Below are 21,643 nucleotides of genomic sequence, written 5' to 3'. Positions count from 1 at the left end.
TCTACTAGATTATATTAAAAAAATCAATATTTAATATTTTCTTCTATATTTTCCACCAGCTATACTAACTATTATCTTTTTTACCTCTAAATCCATTAAAATTGATAATACTTCACTAGCTTTCATAGAAGTTTCCTCTATAATCTCATCTAAATTTTTCTCTTTTACAAGAGTATTGTATATTTTTTTTTCATAATCTGTCAAATCTAATTTTTCCTCTTTTAATTTTTTCTCCCTATTCCAACCAAATTCCACTAATATATCATCAACATCTGTTACTAATTTTGCTCCTGAATTTTTTATCAGAGTATTGCACCCCTCAGAAGCTGGAGAAAATATCTCTCCTGGAACAGCAAATACTTCTCTTCCCTCTTCTAAAGCTAACTCTGCCGTAATTAAACTTCCGCCCTTGGCTTTACTTTCTATCACAACTATCCCTTGAGAAATCCCAACTATTATCCTATTTCTCATAGGAAAATTATAAGCAAAAGGTTCAGTTCCCATTGGATATTCACTTAATAACAATCCCTTCTCTCCAATCTCTTCCCATATTTTTCTATTTTCATAGGGATATATTATATCTAATCCACTTCCTACTACAGCAATTGTTTTTCCTTGAAATTCTAAAGTTTTTTTATGGCAAATTCCATCAATTCCATTTGCTAAACCACTAACTGTTGTAACTCCATTTTCTACTAGTTCTCTTACTAATTTTTCACAAGCTATTTTTCCATAAGAGGTTGCTCTTCTTGTTCCAACTACTCCTATTCTCTTTCCTGATAAAAGTGAAATATCTCCACGATAGTACAAGAAAATAGGTGGTTTAGTTATATTTTTCAACTCTTCTGGATACTCTTTATCCTTTATAAAAAGAAGAGATATCTTATTTTTCTCCAATTTTTTTAACTCATCTAAAATATTGACATCTTTTGAAGAATATATTTTTTCTAAATCTTCTTCATCTAAATTACAATATTTTTTAAGATAAATTTTATCTAATTTAAAAATATCTTCATACTTTTCAAATTTTTCTAAAACTCTTCTAAAACTACTATCTTTTAATTTTTTTACTGCTAATCTATACCACTCCAAAGCCCCCACCTCTTCTGGTAAATTAGTTATTTTTTAATTCTGCATATGTTCTAATCAACATATCTTTTATTACTTTAGAATTAGGATATCTATTTCTAGCTACCTCTAATATTTTTTTAGCCTCCTCATAGTTTCCAGTTACCATATATACATCTCCAAGACCTGTATACACTGATTCATCTTTTTTATATTCCATATATTTTTTAAAATCATTTATTGCTTCTGAATAATTACCTATATTTCTATTTACTATTCCCCTTCCTAAATATGACTCATAAAAATTTGGTGCCATATCTATTGCTTGGGTATACAATTTTAAAGAGCTGTCATATTCATTTAAAAATCTTGCTGTAGTAGCTGCTCCAAAAACATTTTTTAAGTTTGTACTATCTTGTAAAAAAACTTCATAAGCCTTTTCGTATCTTCCATCTCTAAAATAGTAATCTCCAACTTTGAATAACTCTTCACTATCTTGTTTTAGGTATTCCATATATATATCAAACTCTTTTTTATACTCTTTGTAGTTTTTCTCTAAATTTTCTTTATCTTTATCAAAAGATATCTTTTTATCTAGCTCTTTTATTTTCTCCCATCTTAATGCCATCTCTTGTTTTTGAGTTTCTAATTTTTCCCTCTCTTCTGAATTATTTCCAAAAAATAAAAAACCTTCTCCATAAGCTAAACTTGTAAGTAATATAAATACTCCTATTATTTTTTTCATCAAACACTCCTATATTAATTTTTATAATTTTTTAAATTAAAAAAGTTATTAAACTATTTTTTTTACTTCACTTATAATATTTCCATCATTTACTTTAATATTTATCTCATCTCCTGCTGTTAACTGAGAAACGCTCTTTACCCCAACTCCATTTTTAGTTACTACACTATAACCTCTCTCTAAAGTCTTTAACGGATTGAGAGTTATAAGTCTATGTACCCTATTTTCAAGTTGATTTTTTTTACTCTCCATATAATATTCAATTACTCTTTGTAACCTATTTTCTCTCTCTATTAATAAATTATTTTTCTCCTCTATTACTTTAGAAAAGTTTTTCAGATAATAGTTTTCCTTTCTACTTTCTAACTCTTTTCTTTTAGATACTAAAATATTTTTCATAAGGGTTTTCAGATACCTCTCTCTATCCTCTAAGCTTTCTATACTTTTTCTTCTCTCTGGCACTGAAAGCTCTACAGCTTGAGTAGGTGTAGCTGCCCTCACATCTGCTACTAAGTCTGTAAGAAGATTATCTATCTCATGTCCTACTGCTGAGATAATAGGTTTTTTAGAATTGAAGAAAGCCATAGCAGTTTTTTCTTCATTAAATGACCATAAATCTTCTATACTTCCTCCACCTCTTCCAGCAATTATCATATCTATCTCTGGAATTTTATTCAATACCTCTATCCCTCTTACTATCTCATCACTAGCTCCTACTCCCTGTACTTTAGCAGGATAGATATATATATCTATAGTATTATCTCTCTTTTTTACAGTTTTTATTATATCTTGTACAGCTGCCCCTGTTATAGCTGTAACTACTCCTATGGTTCTTGGGTATCTAGGTAAAGGCTTTTTATAAATTGAAGAAAAATATCCCTTTCTCTCCATTGTTTTTTTTAGTTCTTCTAACTTAGCAAACATATCCCCCAACATATTTTTCTTTTCAATATGTCTCACTAAAATTTGAAAATCTCCTCTATTTTCATAAAATCCCACATCTCCAAAAAGTTTTACTGAATCTCCATCTTTTAAATCTTCAGCTATTCTTTTAAACTTATATTTAAAAGCTACACACTTTATCTGAGCATCTTTATCTTTTAAATTAAAATATAGATGCCCGCTTTTATAATAAGTTACCCCTGAAAGTTCTCCTTCTAAAAAAAACTCTCTCAAGCTAGGATTTTCCTCTATATATCCTTTTACCATCCTATTAAATTCACTTACTGTGTAAGTTCTCTCTTCAAACATAAATCTCCTTATCTAAAACTCTAGCAGTAATTTTTTTAATTTTATCATCTCATCTCTTTTTACAATAGCCTTTTCAAAATCCAATTCCTTAGATAATTTAGTAATCTCTTTTTGAAGTTTAGCTATCTCTTTCTCTATATCTGCCTTAGATGAGAATACCTTTTTATCTTTTTCTTTTACAACTTCATCTGGTAATCCATAATCAAGATTTATTATATCTTCACTTATCTCTCTAATTACAGTTTTAGGGTCTATTCCATTTTCAATATTATATTGATTTTGTATCTTTCTTCTTCTATTAGTTTCATCAATAGCCTCTTTCATAGAATCAGTAATAATATCTCCATAGAGTATAACTCTTCCCTCTACATTTCTTGCTGCTCTTCCTATTGTTTGTACAAGAGAACGTCTACTTCTTAAAAATCCCTCCTTATCAGCTTCAAGAATTGCTACTAATGATACTTCAGGTATATCTAATCCCTCTCTAAGAAGGTTAATTCCCACTAGTACATCAAACTCTCCTTTACGAAGTCCTTTGATTATATCTATTCTTTCAAGAGTGTCTATATCTGAATGCATATATTTTACTCTAAGTCCAAAACCTAAATAATACTCTGTTAACTCTTCTGCCATTTTTTTAGTGAGAGTTGTAACAAGTACTCTTTGATTTTTTCCTACTCTTATCCTTATCTCTTCCATTAAATCATCAACCTGATTTTTAGTAGGTCTTACCTCTATTTCTGGGTCTAGTATTCCTGTAGGACGAATAAGTTGTTCTGCTATATTTCCATTTGACTCTTGTATCTCAAAATCTCCAGGTGTAGCTGATACAAAAACTGTTTGTCCAGTTATTTTTCTAAATTCCTCAAACTTAAGTGGTCTATTGTCCAATGCTGCCTTAAGTCTAAATCCATTATCTACAAGAGATTCTTTTCTAGCTCTATCTCCATTATACATTCCTCTTATTTGTGGAATAGATATATGAGATTCATCTATATATGTTACAAAATCTTTTGGAAAATACTCTAACAAAGTATCTGGAGTTTCTCCAGGTTTCTTTCCTGAAAGATATCTAGAATAATTTTCTATTCCCTTACAATATCCTATCTCTCTTATCATCTCTATATCATATTCTGTTCTCTGTTTCAATCTTTGAGCTTCCAAAAGTTTTCCTTTATCTTCAAAAGCTTTTACTTCTTCTAATTTATCTTTTTGTATCTCAGCTATAATTCTCTCTATATCTCCATCTTCAGTAAGATATTGAGTTGCTGGATATATCATTATTCTCTCTAGATTTTTTCTAATTTTTTGTCCAGTAAGAGTATTTATTTCAGAAATTTCTTCTAAATCCTCATCCCAAAACTCAAGTCTATATCCAGTTTCCATATACGAAGGATAGATATCTATTACATCACCTTTTATTCTAAATTTTCCTCTTTCAAAAGCTAAGTCATTTCTTTCATATCTTATACTTATAAGTCTTTGAATTAACTCTTTTCTCCCTATTCCTGTTTGTCTATCTATTGGAATAGTCATCTTTTTATAAGTCTCTGCTGACCCTAACCCATAGATAGCTGAAACAGAAGCCACTATTATTACATCTCTTCTATTTATAAGAGCTGCCGTTGCTGCTTGTCTTAATTTCTCTATCTCATCATTTATAGAGGAATCCTTTTCTATATATGTATCTGTTACTGCTATATAAGCCTCTGGTTGATAATAATCATAATAAGATACGAAATACTCTACAGCATTTTCAGGGAAAAAACTCTTATATTCACTATATAATTGAGCTGCTAAGGTTTTATTAGGAGCTAATATTAGTGCTGGTCTATTTGTCTCTTTTATAATATTAGCAATAGTAAAAGTTTTTCCAGAACCTGTTACCCCTAATAATACTTGGTCAGCTATACCATCATTTATATTTTCAACAATTTTTTTTATAGCTTCTGGCTGGTCTCCCATAGGAGTATATTTCGAGTGTAGTTTAAACATTTTATCACCTGTATCTTTCATTATCCTCTTTCATTATAACATACTTTTTTGATATATTATATTTTCTTTTATTAAAAATATGGCAATAAAAATAAAAAGAGAAACTCTTACTTTTAAGGTAAAGTAAAAGTCCCTCTTTAAATATTCTGTTTATATTTTAACAAAAATTTATTTGATTATTGTACTAACAACTCTTTTCAAAGAAATCTTCTCTTTTATTCTTAGAATTTTTTTCTCTTCTAATGAATAGATAAAAGCCCCTATATATGTTGTCATTGGTGCTACTACAACTAATCCAATACTTCCTATGATTATCTTGATAATCTCTGAAGTTATCATCTTCATATTTAAGATTTGTAAAAGTGTCATATCTCTTTCTAAAAATAGTATCATAAGAGTTAAAAATCCACCTGAATAAGCTAATAAAAGTGTAGTTGTCATAGTTCCTATAACTGACCTTCCTACATTAAATCCAGATTTTACTAATTCTCTTCTGTTAAGATTTGGATTATGATATTTTAGTTCTTCTATTGTAGCTGACATATCCATAGCAATATCCATTGCTGCTCCACTAGCTCCTATCACAATAGCAGCATAAAATATTTTTAAAATATCTATCTTCATTGCACTTGCAAATATAACACTTTGAGCAAAAGGTTGGCTCATTCCATCTATTCTAAATATATCTCCAAATAAAAATGTCAAGCTAGCAGTTGTAAAAAGTCCTGACATAGTTCCTAAAAAAGCTGTAAAACCTTTTCTTGTAAAACCAGCCACTAAAAAGATAATCAAAGCTGATAAAAGGATTAAAGTTATAATTGTTATTAAAAAGATATTTTCTCCCTCTTTTAAAGCTGGTATCAAAAATTCCCAAATAATAACTACACTTCCTACAAAAGATAAAAGAGATTGAAATCCTACTTTCCTAGCATAAACTAATAATAAAGTTATAAATATAAGTCCTAATCCTATAATTTTATCAATTCTTAGAAGAGATAAAACCTTTCCAGCTAATTTTCCATCATTCTCCATTACATACATAAGAACTTTATCATCTTTTTCATAAAATTCATCATATTCCATACTTCCATTTAATAGATTATTTATCTCTAAAACTTTCCCTTTATTTTTCCCAGTAAGAACTTCAACAGTTAAAGCTTGACTACCTACTTTAGATACTCCTTGAACTATTGCATTACTATTATCTACTACTAATACTCTTCCAATACTCTCCCTTTTAAAAATATACCCTTCTAGCTTCTGAGAAAAAGCTAGAAGGGCTAGGAAGATTATCACTATAATAATCCCTATTTTTTTCAACTTAATTATCCCCCTAAGGTTATTTTATTTTTTTACCTATACTTTCTGCTATTAGTTTAGCAACATCAGTATTATCTTTAAATCCTATAAATTTATCTGAATCTGCTCCTACAGCTGCTAATGGAACTTGAGTTCCTGTATGAGCAAATGTAGTCCATTGCATTCCAGCTCTTTCTGAAAGTATATGAGCTACTGTAATAGCTGTTGGACTATACTCTGCATAAAGGTTAGTTGTGTCAGCTTCACTATCTTCTAAATCCATAGCTTTTAGGATGCTCTCTTTTTCTTTTTCAGTTAAATTATTTAATCCCATATTTTTAGCTATATATTTAAAATACTCATCTCTATTTCCATTATAAGCTTTTTGTAAAGTATCTTCTATAGAAACTTTTACACCTTTTAACTCTTCAAGATTCATAAAATAATTATTTCCAAATCCTAATCCCATTCCTCCTGTTTCGTGGTCAGCAGCTACTACTATAAGTGTTTCTTGAGGATGTTTTTGGTAAAATTCATAAGCTGATTTTATTGCTTCATCAAAAGCTAGTGTATCATATATTGTTCCTACTACGTCTTGAGCATGAGAAGCGTGGTCAATTCTTCCTCCCTCTACCATCATAAAGAATCCTTCTTCATCTTTTGATAATAGCTCAATTCCTTTTTCTGTCATTTCACTTAAAGTAGGAAGTTTTTCATTTATATCATCTACTGTATATGGCATATGTGAAGCTCTAAAGGCTGCAAATACTTTTTCTCCATCTTTTGGAGTCCATTTTTCAAATGCTTTTGTAGAATCTTCTCCTATAAATGTTTTATACCCTTTAGCTTCAAACTCTTTTACTAAATCTCTGTTATCTTTTCTTTTACTTGTAAGGCCACTATCTTTTCCTACAAAGTGTCTGTATCCTCCACCTGCAAAATAATCTACATTACTATTTACATAGTCCTCAGCTATTCCATTTTCATCATCTCTATCTAAATTATGAGCTGCAAATACAGCTGGAGTAGCATGAGTTATTCTAGTTGTAGAAACAAGTCCTGTTGCCATTCCTTTATCTTGAGCCATTTCTAATAAAGTTTGAAGATTATTTCCATTTACATCTTTAGCTATATATCCATTATTTGTTTTATGTCCTGTAGCTAAAGCTGTTCCTGCTGCTGCTGAGTCTGTTATCAATGTATCTGCTGAATATGTTGTTGTTATTCCAGCAAATGGTAAAGAGTTTAATAATAATTTTCCATCTTTTTTTAATACTCCCTTTTTAAACTCTTCAGTAATTTGTCTTTGCCCAGCTCCCATTCCATCTCCTATAAAATAGAATACATATTTTGCTTGTGCAAAACTTGTTGCTGCCATTAAAGTCATTCCTGCTAACATTAATTTTTTTCTACTTAACATTTTATCCCTCCAAGTATTTTAATTTTCCTTACAAAATTATTCTAACTCTTGTATGTTAAATTAACCTTTATTTAATGTAAAAAATATGTAAATTTTAATATACTTTTATCTCTTTTTTCATAAACATCAGTTCAACTTCACTACCTATGTTAAAGACTTTATTTTCTCCTCTATTTAATAAATCAACTAAAAATTCTACTCCATTTTTTTCAACTGTGTATCTTATTACACTTCCTATTATAATTCTATCTTTTATTACACTTGAAGTTGTATAGAAATTTTCTTCGTTATAATTTCTTCCCTCTTCTCTTACATAGATAGATTCTGGTCTCACTGCTACTTTATTTCCCTTTATTCCTAGTACTTTTTCAACTTCTTCTCCTTTAAAAATATTGTAGCTACCTATAAAGTCAACCATAAATTCATTAGCTGGATTAGTGTAAATCTCTTCTGGATTTCCTGATTGTGATACTTCCCCTTTATTTAAAACAAAAATTCTATCTGAGATTGCAAGAGCTTCCTCCTGGTCATGAGTTACAAAAATAGTTGTTATTCCTAATTTTTTTTGTATCTGTCTTAATCTATCTCTTAAGCTTTTTCTTATTTTAGCATCTAGAGCTGATAGTGATTCATCTAAAAGAAGTATAGTAGGTCTAGTTATCAAAGATCTTGCAAAGGCTACTCTTTGCTGTTGCCCTCCTGATAACTCTGAAGGATAATGTTTCTCCTTTCCTGTAAGTCCTACCATTTCAATCATATCTTTTATTCTTTGTTCATAATCTTTCTCTTTTTTTATTTTTAATCCAAACTCTATATTTTCCCATACTGTCATATTTGGAAAAAGTGCATAGTTTTGGAAAACCATTCCTATATCTCTATTTCTTGGCTCCATATCTGTGATATCTTTTCCATTTACAAATATTTTACCTCCATCTATTGAGTTTAGACCAGCTAAACATCTTAATAGTGTACTTTTTCCACAACCTGAAGGTCCTAATAATGTTACAAACTCTCCCTCTTCAATACTTATATTTATATTTTTTAAAACTTGGGTATCTCCAAAATTCTTTACCAAATCTTTTATTTCTACAAATCCCATAATCTATTTCCTCTCTCTTTTTTTTACAACTTTTTCCATGTTAATCGCAATATATGTAACTACAAATATGAAAATGAAAAATAAACTAACCATTGCACTTGTAAAGTGTCCACTTTTTCCTTTCATACTATTTAAATAAATTTGAAGAGTTTCATATCTTCCTCCAATTAAGAGGTTCGCATACATAAACTCTCCTAAAAGTATAGCTAAACTTAAAATTCCTGAACTTGTTATTCCTTTCTTTAAATTAGGTAGAATTACAAATCTAAAGGCATCTAAATTTGTTCCTCCTAAAATATTTACTGTTTCAACTAAACTTTGTAAATGCAAGGAATCTAATCCATTTTTTACCCCTCTATATATAAAGGGAAACGCAACTGAAAAATATGCTCCCAATATTATAATTGGAATTCCAAATATTGTGATATTAAGTCCTGAATAAACTTTTAAAAGCCCTACTGCTAAAACAACTGCTGGAACCATAAATGGAAGTAATGATAAAAGCTCTATTACTTTTAAAACTTTTGGAAAATAATAAGCTGATATAACTATTGATGGAATTATTACTATAAGGCTTATTACTAAAGAAACCACTGCTAAAAGTAAGCTTCTTTGTAACGAAAGTATGAATCTTGTATCAGAAAAAAGTTGGTTATACCATTTTAAACTCAATCCATCTGGTAATACAGTAGCTCCCCAACTAGAGCTAAATGAATATAATATTGTCCCTAAAACTGGAATTGATAAAAACAATAATATTATCCCTACTATAAAATAGTGTTTCTTATTTGTCATTTTTCTCTCCTAACTAATATTTCCTTCTTTGAATAAATTTCTCATTTACAAAGAAAACTACGGAAATAATTATGATTAACATTATCGCTAATGCAGAAGCCATGTTTGGCTTTAATATAACATCCCCTGAAATCAAAGCTCCAATTCTAATTGGAATAACATTATAATTAGATGTCATTATCCCAAAAACAGTAGCATAAGCTCCTATTGCATTAGTAAAAAGAATTATTGTTGTCCCTATTATAGAAGACTTTAATATTGGTAATCCTATCCTCAACCAGAAATCTTTTTTTGTTCCCCCTAATAAACTGCAAGCTTCTTTCCAACTTTCATTTAAAGCATCTAAAGCTGGATAAAGTAATAATGTTCCTAGTGGAATTTGAAAATATGTATAAGCTAGTATCAATCCAGCTTGAGCATATATATTAAACTCTGATATACCTATTTTTTGTAATATAAGAGTTATTGCTCCATTTGTTCCTAAAATAACTATCAGAGCAAAAGCCAATGGTAATCCTGAAAAGTTTGACATCATATTTGAATATAAAAGAACAACATCTTTTATTCTATTATTTAGTTTACTTATTGAATAAGCTAATTGAAAAGATATAACTATCCCTAAAATTGAAGATATTAAAGATATCTTTATACTATTTGTAAAACTTTGTTTATAAAACTTACTTCCTAATATATACATATAGTTATATAATGAATATGTTGAACTCCCATCTTCTTTTAAACTTCCTAATACTATTGAAATTATTGGAACTATTAAAACTAAAAAAGCTATAATAGCCAAAGGAGATAAAAGTAATCCATATTTTAATCTTTCTTTATCATGTTGTTTCATTTTTTCTCCTAATTTTATATATTTAAAATTTTTCTCATTATCTCTGTTATCTTAACTTGTGGTATTGGATCAATTGCCTCTACCATTTCACTACTATTTATTAACCAAAAAGGAACCTCTGCTTCCTCTTCTGCACTTCCACTATGATTTCCATCATAACTCATTCCATGATCAGAAGTTACTATTATTGTATATCCCTCTTCTATCCATCTAGGAACAAAATTTGAAAGTATTCCATCAACATTTCTTACCGCATTTCTGTATTGAGAACTTTCCGAACCATTTTTATGTCCTTTATCATCTATATTCATAGAATGAATCATTAAAAAATCTGGATTGCTTTTCCTTCTAATATATTCTCCATCTAAAAATACATTCTCATCTGGATAATGATCTAAAGTATAAAATATTCCATGTTGAATATTTTTATCTGAATCTTCTGTATATGTATCCTCTATTCTATTAAATGGAGTACTATTATAAAGTTCACTTACCCAATAATAAGCAGCTGCTCCTGTTTTTAAATTTGCTTTTCTACATAATGAAAATATACTTTCTTCCCTTGATAGTCTTGATATAGAGTTATTTACAACTCCATGCTCAACAGGAGTCTTACCTGTTAAAAGAGTTTCATATAATGGTCTAGAAAGAGAGGGCATCTCTGACGATACCCTTCCTCTTATTGCTAATCCTGATTTTACAAGAGCATTCATATACCCCATTAAGTTACTTTGTTTATTATTTAATCCATCTAAAAGTACAAATATTAATTTTTTCAATCTTTTCACCTTATATCCTATTACTTATTCATTTTAAATACTACTTCTTCTTGCCACATTTGTGCTATATTTTCAGAAGTCTTCTTCCATTTATCGAAATCTTTAACTGGTCTTGCATTTTTATATTGCTCATTTGGTAATAGTTTTGCTTTTACTTCCTCTGGTAATTGAACACTTGTTCTTATAGGTTTTGCATATCCAATAGCTAAGTTGATTTGTCCTTCATCACTTAAGATAAACTCTCTTGTTAATTTAGCTGCATTTGGATGTTTAGCATATTTATTGATAATTGTAGCATATCCACTGATTAATGAACCATCTGAAGGAATCAATACTTCAAATCTTGATCTATCTATTTGATCTCTATAGTTTAATCCATTAAAATCCCATACTAAAGCAACCTCTACTTCTCCTTTTTCTAGAGCAGCAATAGATGGATCATTTGATAATAATCTTCCCTCTTCTGCTATTTTTCCAAAGAAATCTATAGCTGGTTGAATATTTCCTTCATCTCCACCTAGAGCAAATGCTGCTGCTAGAACTGAGTTTGTTGCTTGTGAAGCGATTCCAACTGGTCCTATTGTTACCTTGGCATCACTCTCTCCTAACTCTTTCCAAGAAGTAGGTATCTTTGTAACTAGATCTTTATTTACAATAAAAGCTATTGTTCCTGTATATCCTAATACCCAATGTCCTTCTGGATCTTTTGCCCATTGAGGAATCTCATCCCAAGTAGTTGGTTTATAAGGTAAAGTTACATTTTGTGCTTTTGCTACTGTTCCAAACTCATAACCAATATCACCTATATCTGCTGTTGCATTCTCTCCTTCAGCTTTAAATTTAGCAATCTCCTCAGCACTAGACATATCTGTATCTACATGATTTAATCCATATTTCTCTTTTAAATCTGCCCAAGTTCCTTTCCAGTTAGCCCAAGCATCTGGCATTCCAACACTGTTTACCTCTCCTTCTTTTTTAGCAGCTTCTATTATTTGTTCTAAAGTCATTGGAGTTTCTGTTGCTACTTTTACTTCCTCTTTTTTCTCATTTCCACATCCTGCTAATAATCCTATTGCAAATACTCCTAACATTACTTTCTTAAAATTCATTTTTCCTCCTTAAATATCTAAATCTCTATATTCAATCTTTTTATTTTTAAATGTACAATAAGAATTGAACCCTAATTCTTTTAATAATTTTTTTACTATATCAAAATCTTTCATAATATCTTCTGATCTATGTGAATCTGAACCAATTGTAATTATCTCTCCTCCAAACTTTTTATATCTTTTTAAAATATTTATATGGGGATGAAAATTTTTTAATCCATATCTCAATCCAGAAGTATTTACTTCAATTCCTATATTTTTAGAAATTAATTTTTTTAAAATTTCATCAATAATATCTTGATGTAAAATATAATCTAAATCTTTATAATCTTTATAAACTCCAATTCCATATCTATTTATAAAATCTAAGTGTCCATAAACTGATATTTCAGGAAACAAATCTATATTTTTCAAAACTTCTAAAAAATACTCTCTATGTGCTTCATTTTTTTCTTTTCCTAAAAAGAAATCTTTAGTTGCAACATCTTTTCCTGATATAGCATGAGATGAACCTATTATAAAATCTATATCTTTATTTTCAAAAATAGAATTGTATCTATTTACAAGTGTAGGTTGTAATCCTATTTCTATTCCTATCTTTATTTGTAACTCTTTTTCTCTTTTTCTTAATTCTTTTAATCTTTCAATATACTTTTCTAGATCTAAAGTAAAAATATTTGGTTTCATTGGAAAATCTAAGTCTAAATGATCTGTTATTGTTATTTCATCCATTTTTAACTCTTTTGCTTTTTCAATAATTTTTTCTAATTTTTCTTTAGAGTCTCCAGAAAATTCACTATGTACATGTGAATCTGATCTATACATCCTTTTCCCTCCAATATCTATTTCTTATTTACAAAGTAATTGTATCAGTCACATGTTAATTTAAAATTTATTTTCTGTAAAAATAATGTAAAGCTTTAGTTAAATATATGTTAAATATTAAAAATTCTCAAATTAAAAGGTTTCACTCTCTTCCATAAAAATTTCTTGAGAATTTATAGGTATCTCTCCTATATGTCTATATCTATATACTCCATCTTTTTCTAATTCTCTACTCTTTACATTATCTTTTAATATTATATCTATTATGCTGTTTATTTTTTGCTTAATTATTCTATCTTCAATTGGGCAGCATATTTCAACTCTATTTTCTGTATTTCTAGTCATCATATCTCCAGAGGATATGTATAATTTTTGTTCATCACCTTGTCCAAAAGAATATATTCTAGAATGTTCTAAAAATCTTCCTACTATACTCACAACCTTTATATTCTCAGTAAGTCCTTCCACTTTTGGGATTATACAGCAAATTCCTCTCACTATTAAATTGATATCTACATTATTTTTAGAAGCTACTATCAAAGCTTTCATAACCTCTTTATCTGTAAAAGAGTTACATTTAATTGTAACTATTCCCTTTTCTCCTCTTTTTGACTTCTCTATCTCTTCCTCTATTCCTTTTAAAACATTTTGCTTAAAACTTGTAGGAGCTACCCATAACTTTTCATATTTCCCATCTAAATTATTTACAGCCATATTTTTAAAAAATTTATCTGCATCTACACCAATCTCTTTATCAGAAGTAATAATTGAAAAGTCTGTATATATCTTAGTTGTTTTTTCATTATAATTTCCTGTTCCAACCTGTGTTATATATTTAAATCCTTCCTCTGTCTTATAAGTTATTTGACAAATTTTAGAGTGTACCTTGTATTTATCTGCTCCATATATCACTCTACACCCTGCCTCTTGGAATTTTTTAGCCCACTCTATATTATTTTCCTCATCAAATCTTGCTCTTAACTCCATAAGTATTGTTACATCTTTTCCATTTTCTGCTGCTGATATTAGATAGTTAGCTAATTTTGAGTCTTTAGATATTCTATATAATGTTATTTTTATACTCTCTACTCTCTCATCTTCAGAAGCTTGTTTCAAAAGGTTTAAAAATGGCTTCATACTTTCAAAAGGATAAAAAAGAAGTAAATCTTTTTCAAAAAGAAGGTTAGCTATATTCAAATTTTTATTTATTTCTAAATTTTCTTTTGGCTTAAATATAGAAAATAGTAATTCTTCTTTATTTTCTACTTTTATTATATTTTCTAAAGTAAAAGTAAAGCTTAAGTCCAAAGGTGCTTTAGAAATAAAAAGTTGCTCATCTTCTAAATTAAAACTTTTTAAAAAATATCTAGTAAAAAACTTGCTCATCTCTTTTTGAAACTCTAAACGAACTGGGGCTAATTTAGAACGATTTTTTATAAGCTTTTTCATAAATTGTCTATAATCAGCATTTTCATCAAAACTCATATCATAATCTGTATCTATGTCAGCATTTCTAGTTATAGAGATAACTGTAGAATCCAAAACCTTATACATTGAAAATATATCCTTACAGAAATACTCTATTATATCTTCTAACAATAAAAAGGTATTCTCCATTCCCTCTACTTCTAACAATCTACTTATTTTTACAGGTACTGGAATTATTCCAACTAGCTTTTTCTCTTTTTTCTTCTCTAATTCAACAGTTACATATAGTTTTTTATTTTGTAAAAAAGGAAATGGATGCCAAACATCTATTATTTGGGGAGATAATATTGGTAAAATATTTTTCTTATAATATTTTAGTATTTTTTTCTTTTTCTCCTCATCTAACTCATCAGTTTTAATTATTTTTATTCCTTTTTCTTTTAAATCTTCTAAAACTTCTCCATATACTTCATCACATTTTATATATAACTCTGTACTTCTTCTATATATTTCACTTAATTGCTCTTGAAGAGTTAAATTAGTTCTACTATCTACATACTCTTTAAAATATTTTTGATAATCAGTTAGAGTTCCTACTCTTACCATAAAAAATTCATCTAGGTTGCTTGTAAAAATTGAGATAAATTTTAATCTCTCTAATATCGGATTTCCACTCTCTTTCTGTGCTTCTTCTAAAACTCTTTCATTGAATTTTAACCATGAAAACTCCCTATTATCAAAACATAAATTTTTATCCTTATTCTCCAATTTTTTCACCTGCTTCATCTTTTTCAAGAATTTCCTCTTTTACTTTTTCTTCAGCTTCTTTAATCTTTTGGTTTTCTTTTAAATAGTTAACTATTCTATCTATAAAATACCCTTCTCTTATTCCAGCTTTACTTATATTTATTTGAGTACAGTTAAATTTCTTTACTATCTCACTTAAGATAGAAATTCCTCCAGCAAAAGAGAAAATACGTTCTGGAATAATTTTATATACTGACTTATATTCCTCATGTACCTCACTTTTCATTTTTCTAATAATTCCTTTTAATTCTACTCTACTAAAACTTTTACTTTCTACTGGAACTCCAAATAATTCTTTAGCTACTTTCAAAGTTGCTCTAGCTGTTCCTCCAACAGCATACATTTGAGAATACTCTTTATTTTCCCAATCCAATTTATCTAAAGCTTTACTTACTATTCTTCTCATTCTTTTTATATCTTTTTCTTTTGCTACTAATCCTGGTATATTTCCATCTTGTAAATTAAGTGCCCCAATAGGAATGCTTGTAAGCTCTCTTATCTCTCCCTCTTCAAATACAACTATCTCTGTACTTCCACCACCTATATCTATAACTATTCCATTCTCTACATCATACTCACTTTTTACTGCTAAAAACCCTAATCTAGCTTCCTCTTCTCCAAATAATATTTCTGGTTCCATTCCAGTTTTAGCTTTTATCTCTTGTAATGCTTCATCTTTATTTTTTATATTTCTTAAAGATGCTGTAGCAAAAACTGAATATACTTTTACTTGAGCATTTTCTAAACTTTCTCTGTATTTGTTTAAAATTTCACAAGTTTTTTCTATCCCTTTCTCTGTTAATCTTCCATTTTCAACACAAAGAGCTAATCCTACTATCTCTTTTTTATTAGATAGTAATTTTATCTTCCCATCATTATATTTAAAAATTGATAATCTTATTGTATTTGAACCTAAATCTATTATTCCGTAAATCATATGAACCTCCTAAATTTTTTAATTAATTTATTTAATAATAATACTCCTTTGTTAAAAAAAAATTTAATTAATGTAAAAGATGTGTAAATTTTTTATTGACATAAAATTTTTATAATTATATAATTTATTAAATTTTCTATAAATTAGGAGGAAAAATGAATTTTAGAGAGGCTAAAAAAGAAGATATAGAGAGTATCTTAGAAGTCATTTCTCATGCAAAAGAGTATATGAAAAGAAATAATTCCACTCAATGGAATGAAAATTATCCCAATAAAGAAACTATCATTAATGATATAGAAAATAATATAGGCTATGTTCTTATTGTTAAAAATTTGATTAGAGGTTATATAGTAGTGGACTTTTCTGATGATGAAGTATATAAAAATATAAAAGGAAAATGGAAAACTTTTGGTAATTACGCTTCTATTCATAGATGTGCTATACATAAAGAGTTAAGAGGTCAAGGTTATGGAAGTGAGCTTTTTAAATTTGCTGAAAAGTTAGCTCTTAGTAAAAATATTAGAAGTGTTAGAGTAGATACTGCTCCAGAAAATGAAACAATGAAACATCTTTTTAATAAAAATGGTTATGAGTACTGTGGTATTGTTTTTATTGATGGAGAAAAGATTGCTTATGAAAAATTACTTACTTCTAACTTAGAATACAAATAAAAAGAGGAGGGATAATTCCCTCCTAAAAATCCTCTAATCTTCTGTGGTGATTAATTTTTTCAAATCCAGCTCCTAAACCATCATAGTCTGCTCCACTATTTTCAATAACCTTTAGTACACTAGTAGCTTTTGAAGCTATTGCTAAATTTACAGCTGTTCTTTGATGATTATTTTTTATCTCTAAATCTCCACCAAACTCTAATAATAACTCCATTATTTTTCCATAATTTTTTTGTCCTGCTATATGTAATGGTGTATTTCCCTCTCTATTTTTTACATTAGGGTCAGCTCCATTATAAAGTAAAGCATCTACAAAGTCGTATTTATCCATCTCCACACAGTGATGAAGTATAGTATTTTTATTATTATCTACTTCTTCAATAGAATCCATATCCAAATTATTTTTAAATTCTTCTAAGTTATTTTGTTCAACAAATTTTAAAAGTTCCATTTTTGCTCGTGTAAATTTTCTCCTTCTATTTTTATAATTGTTTTTGTTGTTATCTAAAACTAATATCTTACCTTTTAATAACCACTCTCCTCAAGAAAAAGTGGTGGTTCAATCTCTAGTTGACATTTTTTCCCTTTCCATGCCTCAATAAGAACAAGATTTGAATTTTTATCCTTAGAAAAATAAACAAATCTTACTCTTTTTATAGAAAAACCACTCTCTTCTAATACTCTTGAAATCTTAATAAATCTATAGCTTCTATGAACTAGGGTAAAACTTCCCATTGGTTTTAAAAGTCTTTTTGCATTTTTTACTAAATCATACAAATCCAATTTTATCTCGTGTCTTGCTATAGCTTTACTGCTTAAATCATTTTGTTTCTTTCCATCTACTTTCATATAAGGTGGATTTGAAACTATATAATCAAAAGAGTTTCCAAAAGGATATTCTTTGACATCATAATTTACTATTTCTATATATTCTTCTAACTTATTCAACTCTATATTTCTAATAGCCAGTGAGCTATTTTCCTCTTGTATATCTATGCCTACTATATCCCTAGATTTATTTTTAGCATAGAGTAAAATAGGAATTATCCCATTACCTGTTCCTATATCTAAAACTTTCCCATCTTTATGAGGATTGAAAAAATCTGAAAGTATTACAGCATCTACTGAAAATCTAAATCCATTTACCTTTTGAATAAGTTTAAAATTATCTCTGAGTATTGTCATATCCTCATTTTCATACAACATAATTATTCCTTTTCAAGCTCCTTATGAGCTAATTCTTCAGCAGTTTTTTCATTTTTTAATTTATTTGCTTCTTTTCTATTAAATCTGACTTCTTCAACATCAAATTTCATTAAGCCTTTATTTTCTACATCAACAAATAAATATCCATTAAGTGGACTTATACTTGAAACTTTTCCATCTCCCTTTGGAGTTCTTACCTGTTGATTTACAGCAGGATAATTTCTAAGAGCTTCTTCATATTGTTGATACTCATAGTTGATACAACATAAAAGTCTACCACATACCCCAGAAATTTTAGCAGGATTTATAACTAGTCCTTGGTCTCTTGCCATCTTTATAGATACAGAATCAAACTTATTAATGAATGTCCTACAGCATAGCTCTTTTCCACATACACCCACTGTTCCTAAAATTCTAGCTTCATCTCTAACACCTATCTGTCTTAGCTCTATTCTCACTCTAAAAATATTAGCTAAATCTTTAACTAAATCTCTAAAGTCTATTCTTCCCTCAGCTGTAAAATAAAATATCAATTTTGTTTTATCAAAGGTATATTCAGTTTCTACCAACTTCATTGGTAATTTATGATGAGCTATTCTCTCCTTACAGATATTTTTTGCTTCTAAAGAGTCAGCTTTCAATTGTATATATCTTTCCTCTTCCTCTTTACTAGCTCTTTTTATAACAGGTTTTAGTGGAAGAACTAGTTCTGTTTCTGGTATCATTCTAGCCTCTCCATAAACTAAACCTATCTCCTTACCTCTAACTGTATCTACTATTACCTTATCACCTTTTTTATACTCTACACCATCTATCACTTCAAAGTAATATCTTTTTTTAGTAACTTCAAACATAACTCCTAATACCTTATATAACTTTGGCTCTTGAGTTATTTCAAGTTCTTCTTTATTTATATCTTCCATCAAATCCTCCAATTACTCTCTAATAAATATTATTTAAAAGAAAACAATATTTATATCATCTTATCATAATTTTTCTTTCAAAACAAGATTTAGATTAATCCCTCTTGTAAAAAACTAAAATATCCATCTTTTGTGATAATTATATGCTCAAGAAGTTTTACATCTATCATCTCTAATACCTCTTGCATATGTTCAGTTATTTGAATATCCTGCTTAGATGGACGTAAATTTCCAGAAGGATGATTATGAGCAAATATAACTCCTTTAGCTTTGTACTGTATTACCTTTTCTAAAATCTCTCTAGGATAAACAGCACTTTTATCAATAGTTCCTACAAATAAAGTTTCGCTTCCCACTAATATATTAAAATTATTAAGAAAAATAACTTTAAACTCTTCTCGACTAGAAAATCCTATATCACTTCTTAAATATTTTAAAAGAGACTCTTTATCTCTAAGCTGTATCCCATCTCTTTTCATATCTCCTCTATAAAGATATTTAGATGTATCTCCTAAAAGCTTAAGAAATATAGCACTATTTTGCTTTATCCCTTTAACACTCATCAACTCATCTATAGAAGCCATTACAACTCCATCTAAATTTCCAAATTTTTCTATCAACTCTTTAGCTATCGGTTTGGTATCTTTTATAGGTATTGCATAAGTAAGAAGTAACTCTAATATCTCATACTCTAAAAAGGCTGAATAACCTCCTTGTAAATATTTTTGTCTTATTCTCTCTCTATGTCCCTTATATTTTTTATCCATACCTATCCCCCTAATAGTTATTGACTATTTAAATAAATCATATACTTCAGATGGAGTTTTCATTCCATTTATCATATCCAAAGCACAATCTATCATAGGATAAGTCAAAACAGCTCCTGTTCCCTCTCCTAATCTCATCTCCATATTGAGAAAAGCCTTCTCTCCTAATTCATTTAATACTACTTTCATTCCTGGCTCTTCACTCATATGAGTCAATAATATAAAATCTTTAACTTTAGGTTCTATCTTATATGCTGTAAGAAGAGCGACTGCTGAAATAAACCCATCTACTAACATCAGTTTTCTATATTTTACTGCTCCTAAGTACATTCCTACCATACAAGCTATATCAAGTCCTCCAACGTGAGCTAATATATCCACTGGTTCCATTTCAAAAGTATTGTATCTCTCACAAGATTCTTTTATCACTCTCTTTTTCTTAATTAATCCAGAATCAGAAAGTCCTCCTCCTCTTCCTACTATTTCATCTATATTACCTCTCGTAAAAGAGTATAATATTGCTGAACTTGTAGTAGTATTAGCTATTCCCATCTCTCCATTAGAAAAAACTGTAACCCCTTGAGATTTTTCTTTTATCATATCCATTCCTACTTGAATAGCTTTTAAACACTCTTCTCTACTCATAGCTGGCTCTTTATAAAAGTTATTTGTTCCTTTTTTTATATTTTTATTATATAAATTTGGATAATCTCTTGGTATAGGTTCTTTTATCCCTATATCCACAAGATTAAACTCCACTCCCAATCTTTTACTAAATAAACCAATACAAGCAATTTTATTTAGCATAGCCTCTGAAACTATTCTTGTATATTCTACTGGACAAGATGAAATCCCCTCTTCTAAAACTCCATTGTCTGCTGAAGCTACTATATGGCATTTCTTATCTACCTGTTTTATAGGGTAACCATATATTCCTGCCATCTTTACCACTATTTTTTCTAATACTCCAAGACTTCCTTGAGGTTTCATTTTTCTATCCAATTCCTCTTGAGCAAGTTGCATACTCTCTATATCTAAACCTCTTAGCTCTCCCAAAATATTTTTTATATCTTCCACACTAATCACCCTATATTTAATCCTTTTAATATTGGAAATCTATCTACAAACTCTATTATACATATTCCACCATTTTCTACTGAATATTTCCAGTAACTTTCTATTCCATTAGAAAAGTACCAACTTAATATACAGTTTATTACTCCCCAATGAGTAACTACTAAATTGTTTTTTTCTAAATCTAAACTCTCTACAAACTCAACAGCTCTTTTTTGCAAATCTTTTGGATTTTCTCCAGTGATAAAATTAAAATTCTGCCAATCTTTTTCACTCTCTTTACACTCTTCTGGATATTTTGATTTTATCTCTTCATAACTAAGTCCTTCAAAAATTCCAAAATTTAATTCTCTTAGCCTTTTATCTAAAACTAACTCTTTTTTTAAATAATTAACTAATCTTGCTGTTTCACTGGCTCTTTTTAAATCACTAGAATATATATTATCATATGATATTTTTCTTAGAACCTCTTTGGCTCTCTCTCCCTGTTCTCTTCCCTTTTCATTTAGAGCTGGGTCTAACCAACCAAAGTATATTCCTTCTACATTCATATCTGTTTGTCCGTGACGTACTAAAATAAGCTTTCCCATATTTA

At 28.7% G+C, this 21,643-nt stretch carries 21 protein-coding genes; 1 reads left to right on the top strand and 20 read right to left on the bottom strand.

Annotated features, from left to right (window positions below; translation table 11 throughout):
* Nucleotides 1-30: 30 nt before the first annotated feature.
* From dprA to FMAG_RS11750, 14 genes are all read right to left on the bottom strand, one after another.
* Nucleotides 31-1,092 (bottom strand): DNA-processing protein DprA, encoded by a 1,062-nt coding sequence (dprA, locus tag FMAG_RS11815; protein WP_005886997.1) that lies wholly within the window; start codon nt 1,090-1,092, stop codon nt 31-33.
* Between the two features lie 22 nt (nt 1,093-1,114).
* Entirely contained in the window at nt 1,115-1,813 is a 699-nt protein-coding gene (locus tag FMAG_RS11810; RefSeq protein ID WP_005886996.1) for a tetratricopeptide repeat protein, read from the bottom strand.
* A 48-nt stretch (nt 1,814-1,861) separates the two neighbouring features.
* Complete coding sequence (gene xseA / locus FMAG_RS11805; protein WP_005886995.1) at nt 1,862-3,064, bottom strand: exodeoxyribonuclease VII large subunit; 1,203 nt, start codon at nt 3,062-3,064, stop codon at nt 1,862-1,864.
* A gap of 12 nt (nt 3,065-3,076) precedes the next feature.
* Nucleotides 3,077-5,059 (bottom strand): excinuclease ABC subunit UvrB, encoded by a 1,983-nt coding sequence (uvrB, locus tag FMAG_RS11800; RefSeq protein WP_040494238.1) that lies wholly within the window; start codon nt 5,057-5,059, stop codon nt 3,077-3,079.
* 168 nt (nt 5,060-5,227) lie between these two features.
* Entirely contained in the window at nt 5,228-6,379 is a 1,152-nt protein-coding gene (locus tag FMAG_RS11795) for a YibE/F family protein (protein ID WP_005886993.1), read from the bottom strand.
* A gap of 19 nt (nt 6,380-6,398) precedes the next feature.
* Complete coding sequence (locus tag FMAG_RS11790) at nt 6,399-7,778, bottom strand: alkaline phosphatase (protein WP_005886992.1); 1,380 nt, start codon at nt 7,776-7,778, stop codon at nt 6,399-6,401.
* A gap of 94 nt (nt 7,779-7,872) precedes the next feature.
* Entirely contained in the window at nt 7,873-8,877 is a 1,005-nt protein-coding gene (locus FMAG_RS11785) for an ABC transporter ATP-binding protein (RefSeq protein WP_005886991.1), read from the bottom strand.
* Nucleotides 8,878-8,880: 3 nt separating this feature from the next.
* Nucleotides 8,881-9,672: an ABC transporter permease gene (locus tag FMAG_RS11780; RefSeq protein WP_005886990.1), complete on the bottom strand. Its 792-nt coding sequence runs from the start codon at nt 9,670-9,672 to the stop codon at nt 8,881-8,883.
* A 13-nt stretch (nt 9,673-9,685) separates the two neighbouring features.
* Nucleotides 9,686-10,522: an ABC transporter permease gene (locus tag FMAG_RS11775; RefSeq protein ID WP_005886989.1), complete on the bottom strand. Its 837-nt coding sequence runs from the start codon at nt 10,520-10,522 to the stop codon at nt 9,686-9,688.
* 14 nt (nt 10,523-10,536) lie between these two features.
* On the bottom strand, nt 10,537-11,310 hold the full coding sequence (locus tag FMAG_RS11770) for an alkaline phosphatase family protein (protein ID WP_005886988.1): 774 nt from the start codon (nt 11,308-11,310) through the stop codon (nt 10,537-10,539).
* Nucleotides 11,311-11,321: 11 nt separating this feature from the next.
* Nucleotides 11,322-12,410 (bottom strand): ABC transporter substrate-binding protein, encoded by a 1,089-nt coding sequence (locus FMAG_RS11765; protein ID WP_005886987.1) that lies wholly within the window; start codon nt 12,408-12,410, stop codon nt 11,322-11,324.
* A gap of 9 nt (nt 12,411-12,419) precedes the next feature.
* Nucleotides 12,420-13,235, bottom strand: coding sequence for a histidinol-phosphatase HisJ family protein (locus FMAG_RS11760; protein WP_005886986.1), 816 nt, complete (start codon nt 13,233-13,235; stop codon nt 12,420-12,422).
* Between the two features lie 132 nt (nt 13,236-13,367).
* Nucleotides 13,368-15,440, bottom strand: a complete 2,073-nt coding sequence (ppk1, locus tag FMAG_RS11755; protein ID WP_187073673.1) for a polyphosphate kinase 1 — start codon at nt 15,438-15,440, stop codon at nt 13,368-13,370.
* Nucleotides 15,421-16,407, bottom strand: coding sequence for a Ppx/GppA phosphatase family protein (locus FMAG_RS11750; RefSeq protein ID WP_005886982.1), 987 nt, complete (start codon nt 16,405-16,407; stop codon nt 15,421-15,423). Before FMAG_RS11750 ends, ppk1 begins: the two co-directional genes overlap by 20 nt.
* Before the next feature lie 155 nt (nt 16,408-16,562).
* Here FMAG_RS11750 and FMAG_RS11745 point away from each other — a divergent pair, with 155 nt between their 5' ends.
* The gene (locus tag FMAG_RS11745; protein WP_005886981.1) at nt 16,563-17,078 is read left to right on the top strand and encodes a GNAT family N-acetyltransferase; all 516 of its coding nucleotides are present in this window, start codon (nt 16,563-16,565) and stop codon (nt 17,076-17,078) included.
* A gap of 22 nt (nt 17,079-17,100) precedes the next feature.
* Here the strand turns inward: FMAG_RS11745 and FMAG_RS11740 are convergent, their stop codons facing one another.
* The 6 genes from FMAG_RS11740 to FMAG_RS11715 form a co-directional block, all read right to left on the bottom strand.
* The gene (locus FMAG_RS11740) at nt 17,101-17,529 is read right to left on the bottom strand and encodes an ankyrin repeat domain-containing protein (RefSeq protein ID WP_005886978.1); all 429 of its coding nucleotides are present in this window, start codon (nt 17,527-17,529) and stop codon (nt 17,101-17,103) included.
* Nucleotides 17,530-17,603: 74 nt separating this feature from the next.
* The gene (locus tag FMAG_RS11735) at nt 17,604-18,284 is read right to left on the bottom strand and encodes a tRNA1(Val) (adenine(37)-N6)-methyltransferase (RefSeq protein ID WP_005886976.1); all 681 of its coding nucleotides are present in this window, start codon (nt 18,282-18,284) and stop codon (nt 17,604-17,606) included.
* A gap of 2 nt (nt 18,285-18,286) precedes the next feature.
* The gene (locus tag FMAG_RS11730) at nt 18,287-19,219 is read right to left on the bottom strand and encodes a PSP1 domain-containing protein (RefSeq protein WP_370514147.1); all 933 of its coding nucleotides are present in this window, start codon (nt 19,217-19,219) and stop codon (nt 18,287-18,289) included.
* A 77-nt stretch (nt 19,220-19,296) separates the two neighbouring features.
* Nucleotides 19,297-19,974 carry a RadC family protein gene (gene radC / locus FMAG_RS11725; RefSeq protein WP_005886972.1) on the bottom strand — a complete coding sequence of 226 codons (678 nt, stop codon included), beginning with the start codon at nt 19,972-19,974 and terminating at the stop codon, nt 19,297-19,299.
* Between the two features lie 24 nt (nt 19,975-19,998).
* A complete protein-coding gene (cobT, locus tag FMAG_RS11720; protein ID WP_370514152.1) occupies nt 19,999-21,042 on the bottom strand; it encodes a nicotinate-nucleotide--dimethylbenzimidazole phosphoribosyltransferase in 1,044 nt (347 codons plus the stop codon).
* Nucleotides 21,043-21,056: 14 nt separating this feature from the next.
* A complete protein-coding gene (locus tag FMAG_RS11715; RefSeq protein WP_005886965.1) occupies nt 21,057-21,638 on the bottom strand; it encodes a histidine phosphatase family protein in 582 nt (193 codons plus the stop codon).
* Nucleotides 21,639-21,643: the final 5 nt, after the last annotated feature.

This window comes from Fusobacterium mortiferum ATCC 9817 (assembly GCF_000158195.2).
Taxonomy (GTDB): Bacteria; Fusobacteriota; Fusobacteriia; order Fusobacteriales; family Fusobacteriaceae; genus Fusobacterium_A; species Fusobacterium_A mortiferum.
This window is presented reverse-complemented; position numbering and strand designations above follow the sequence as displayed.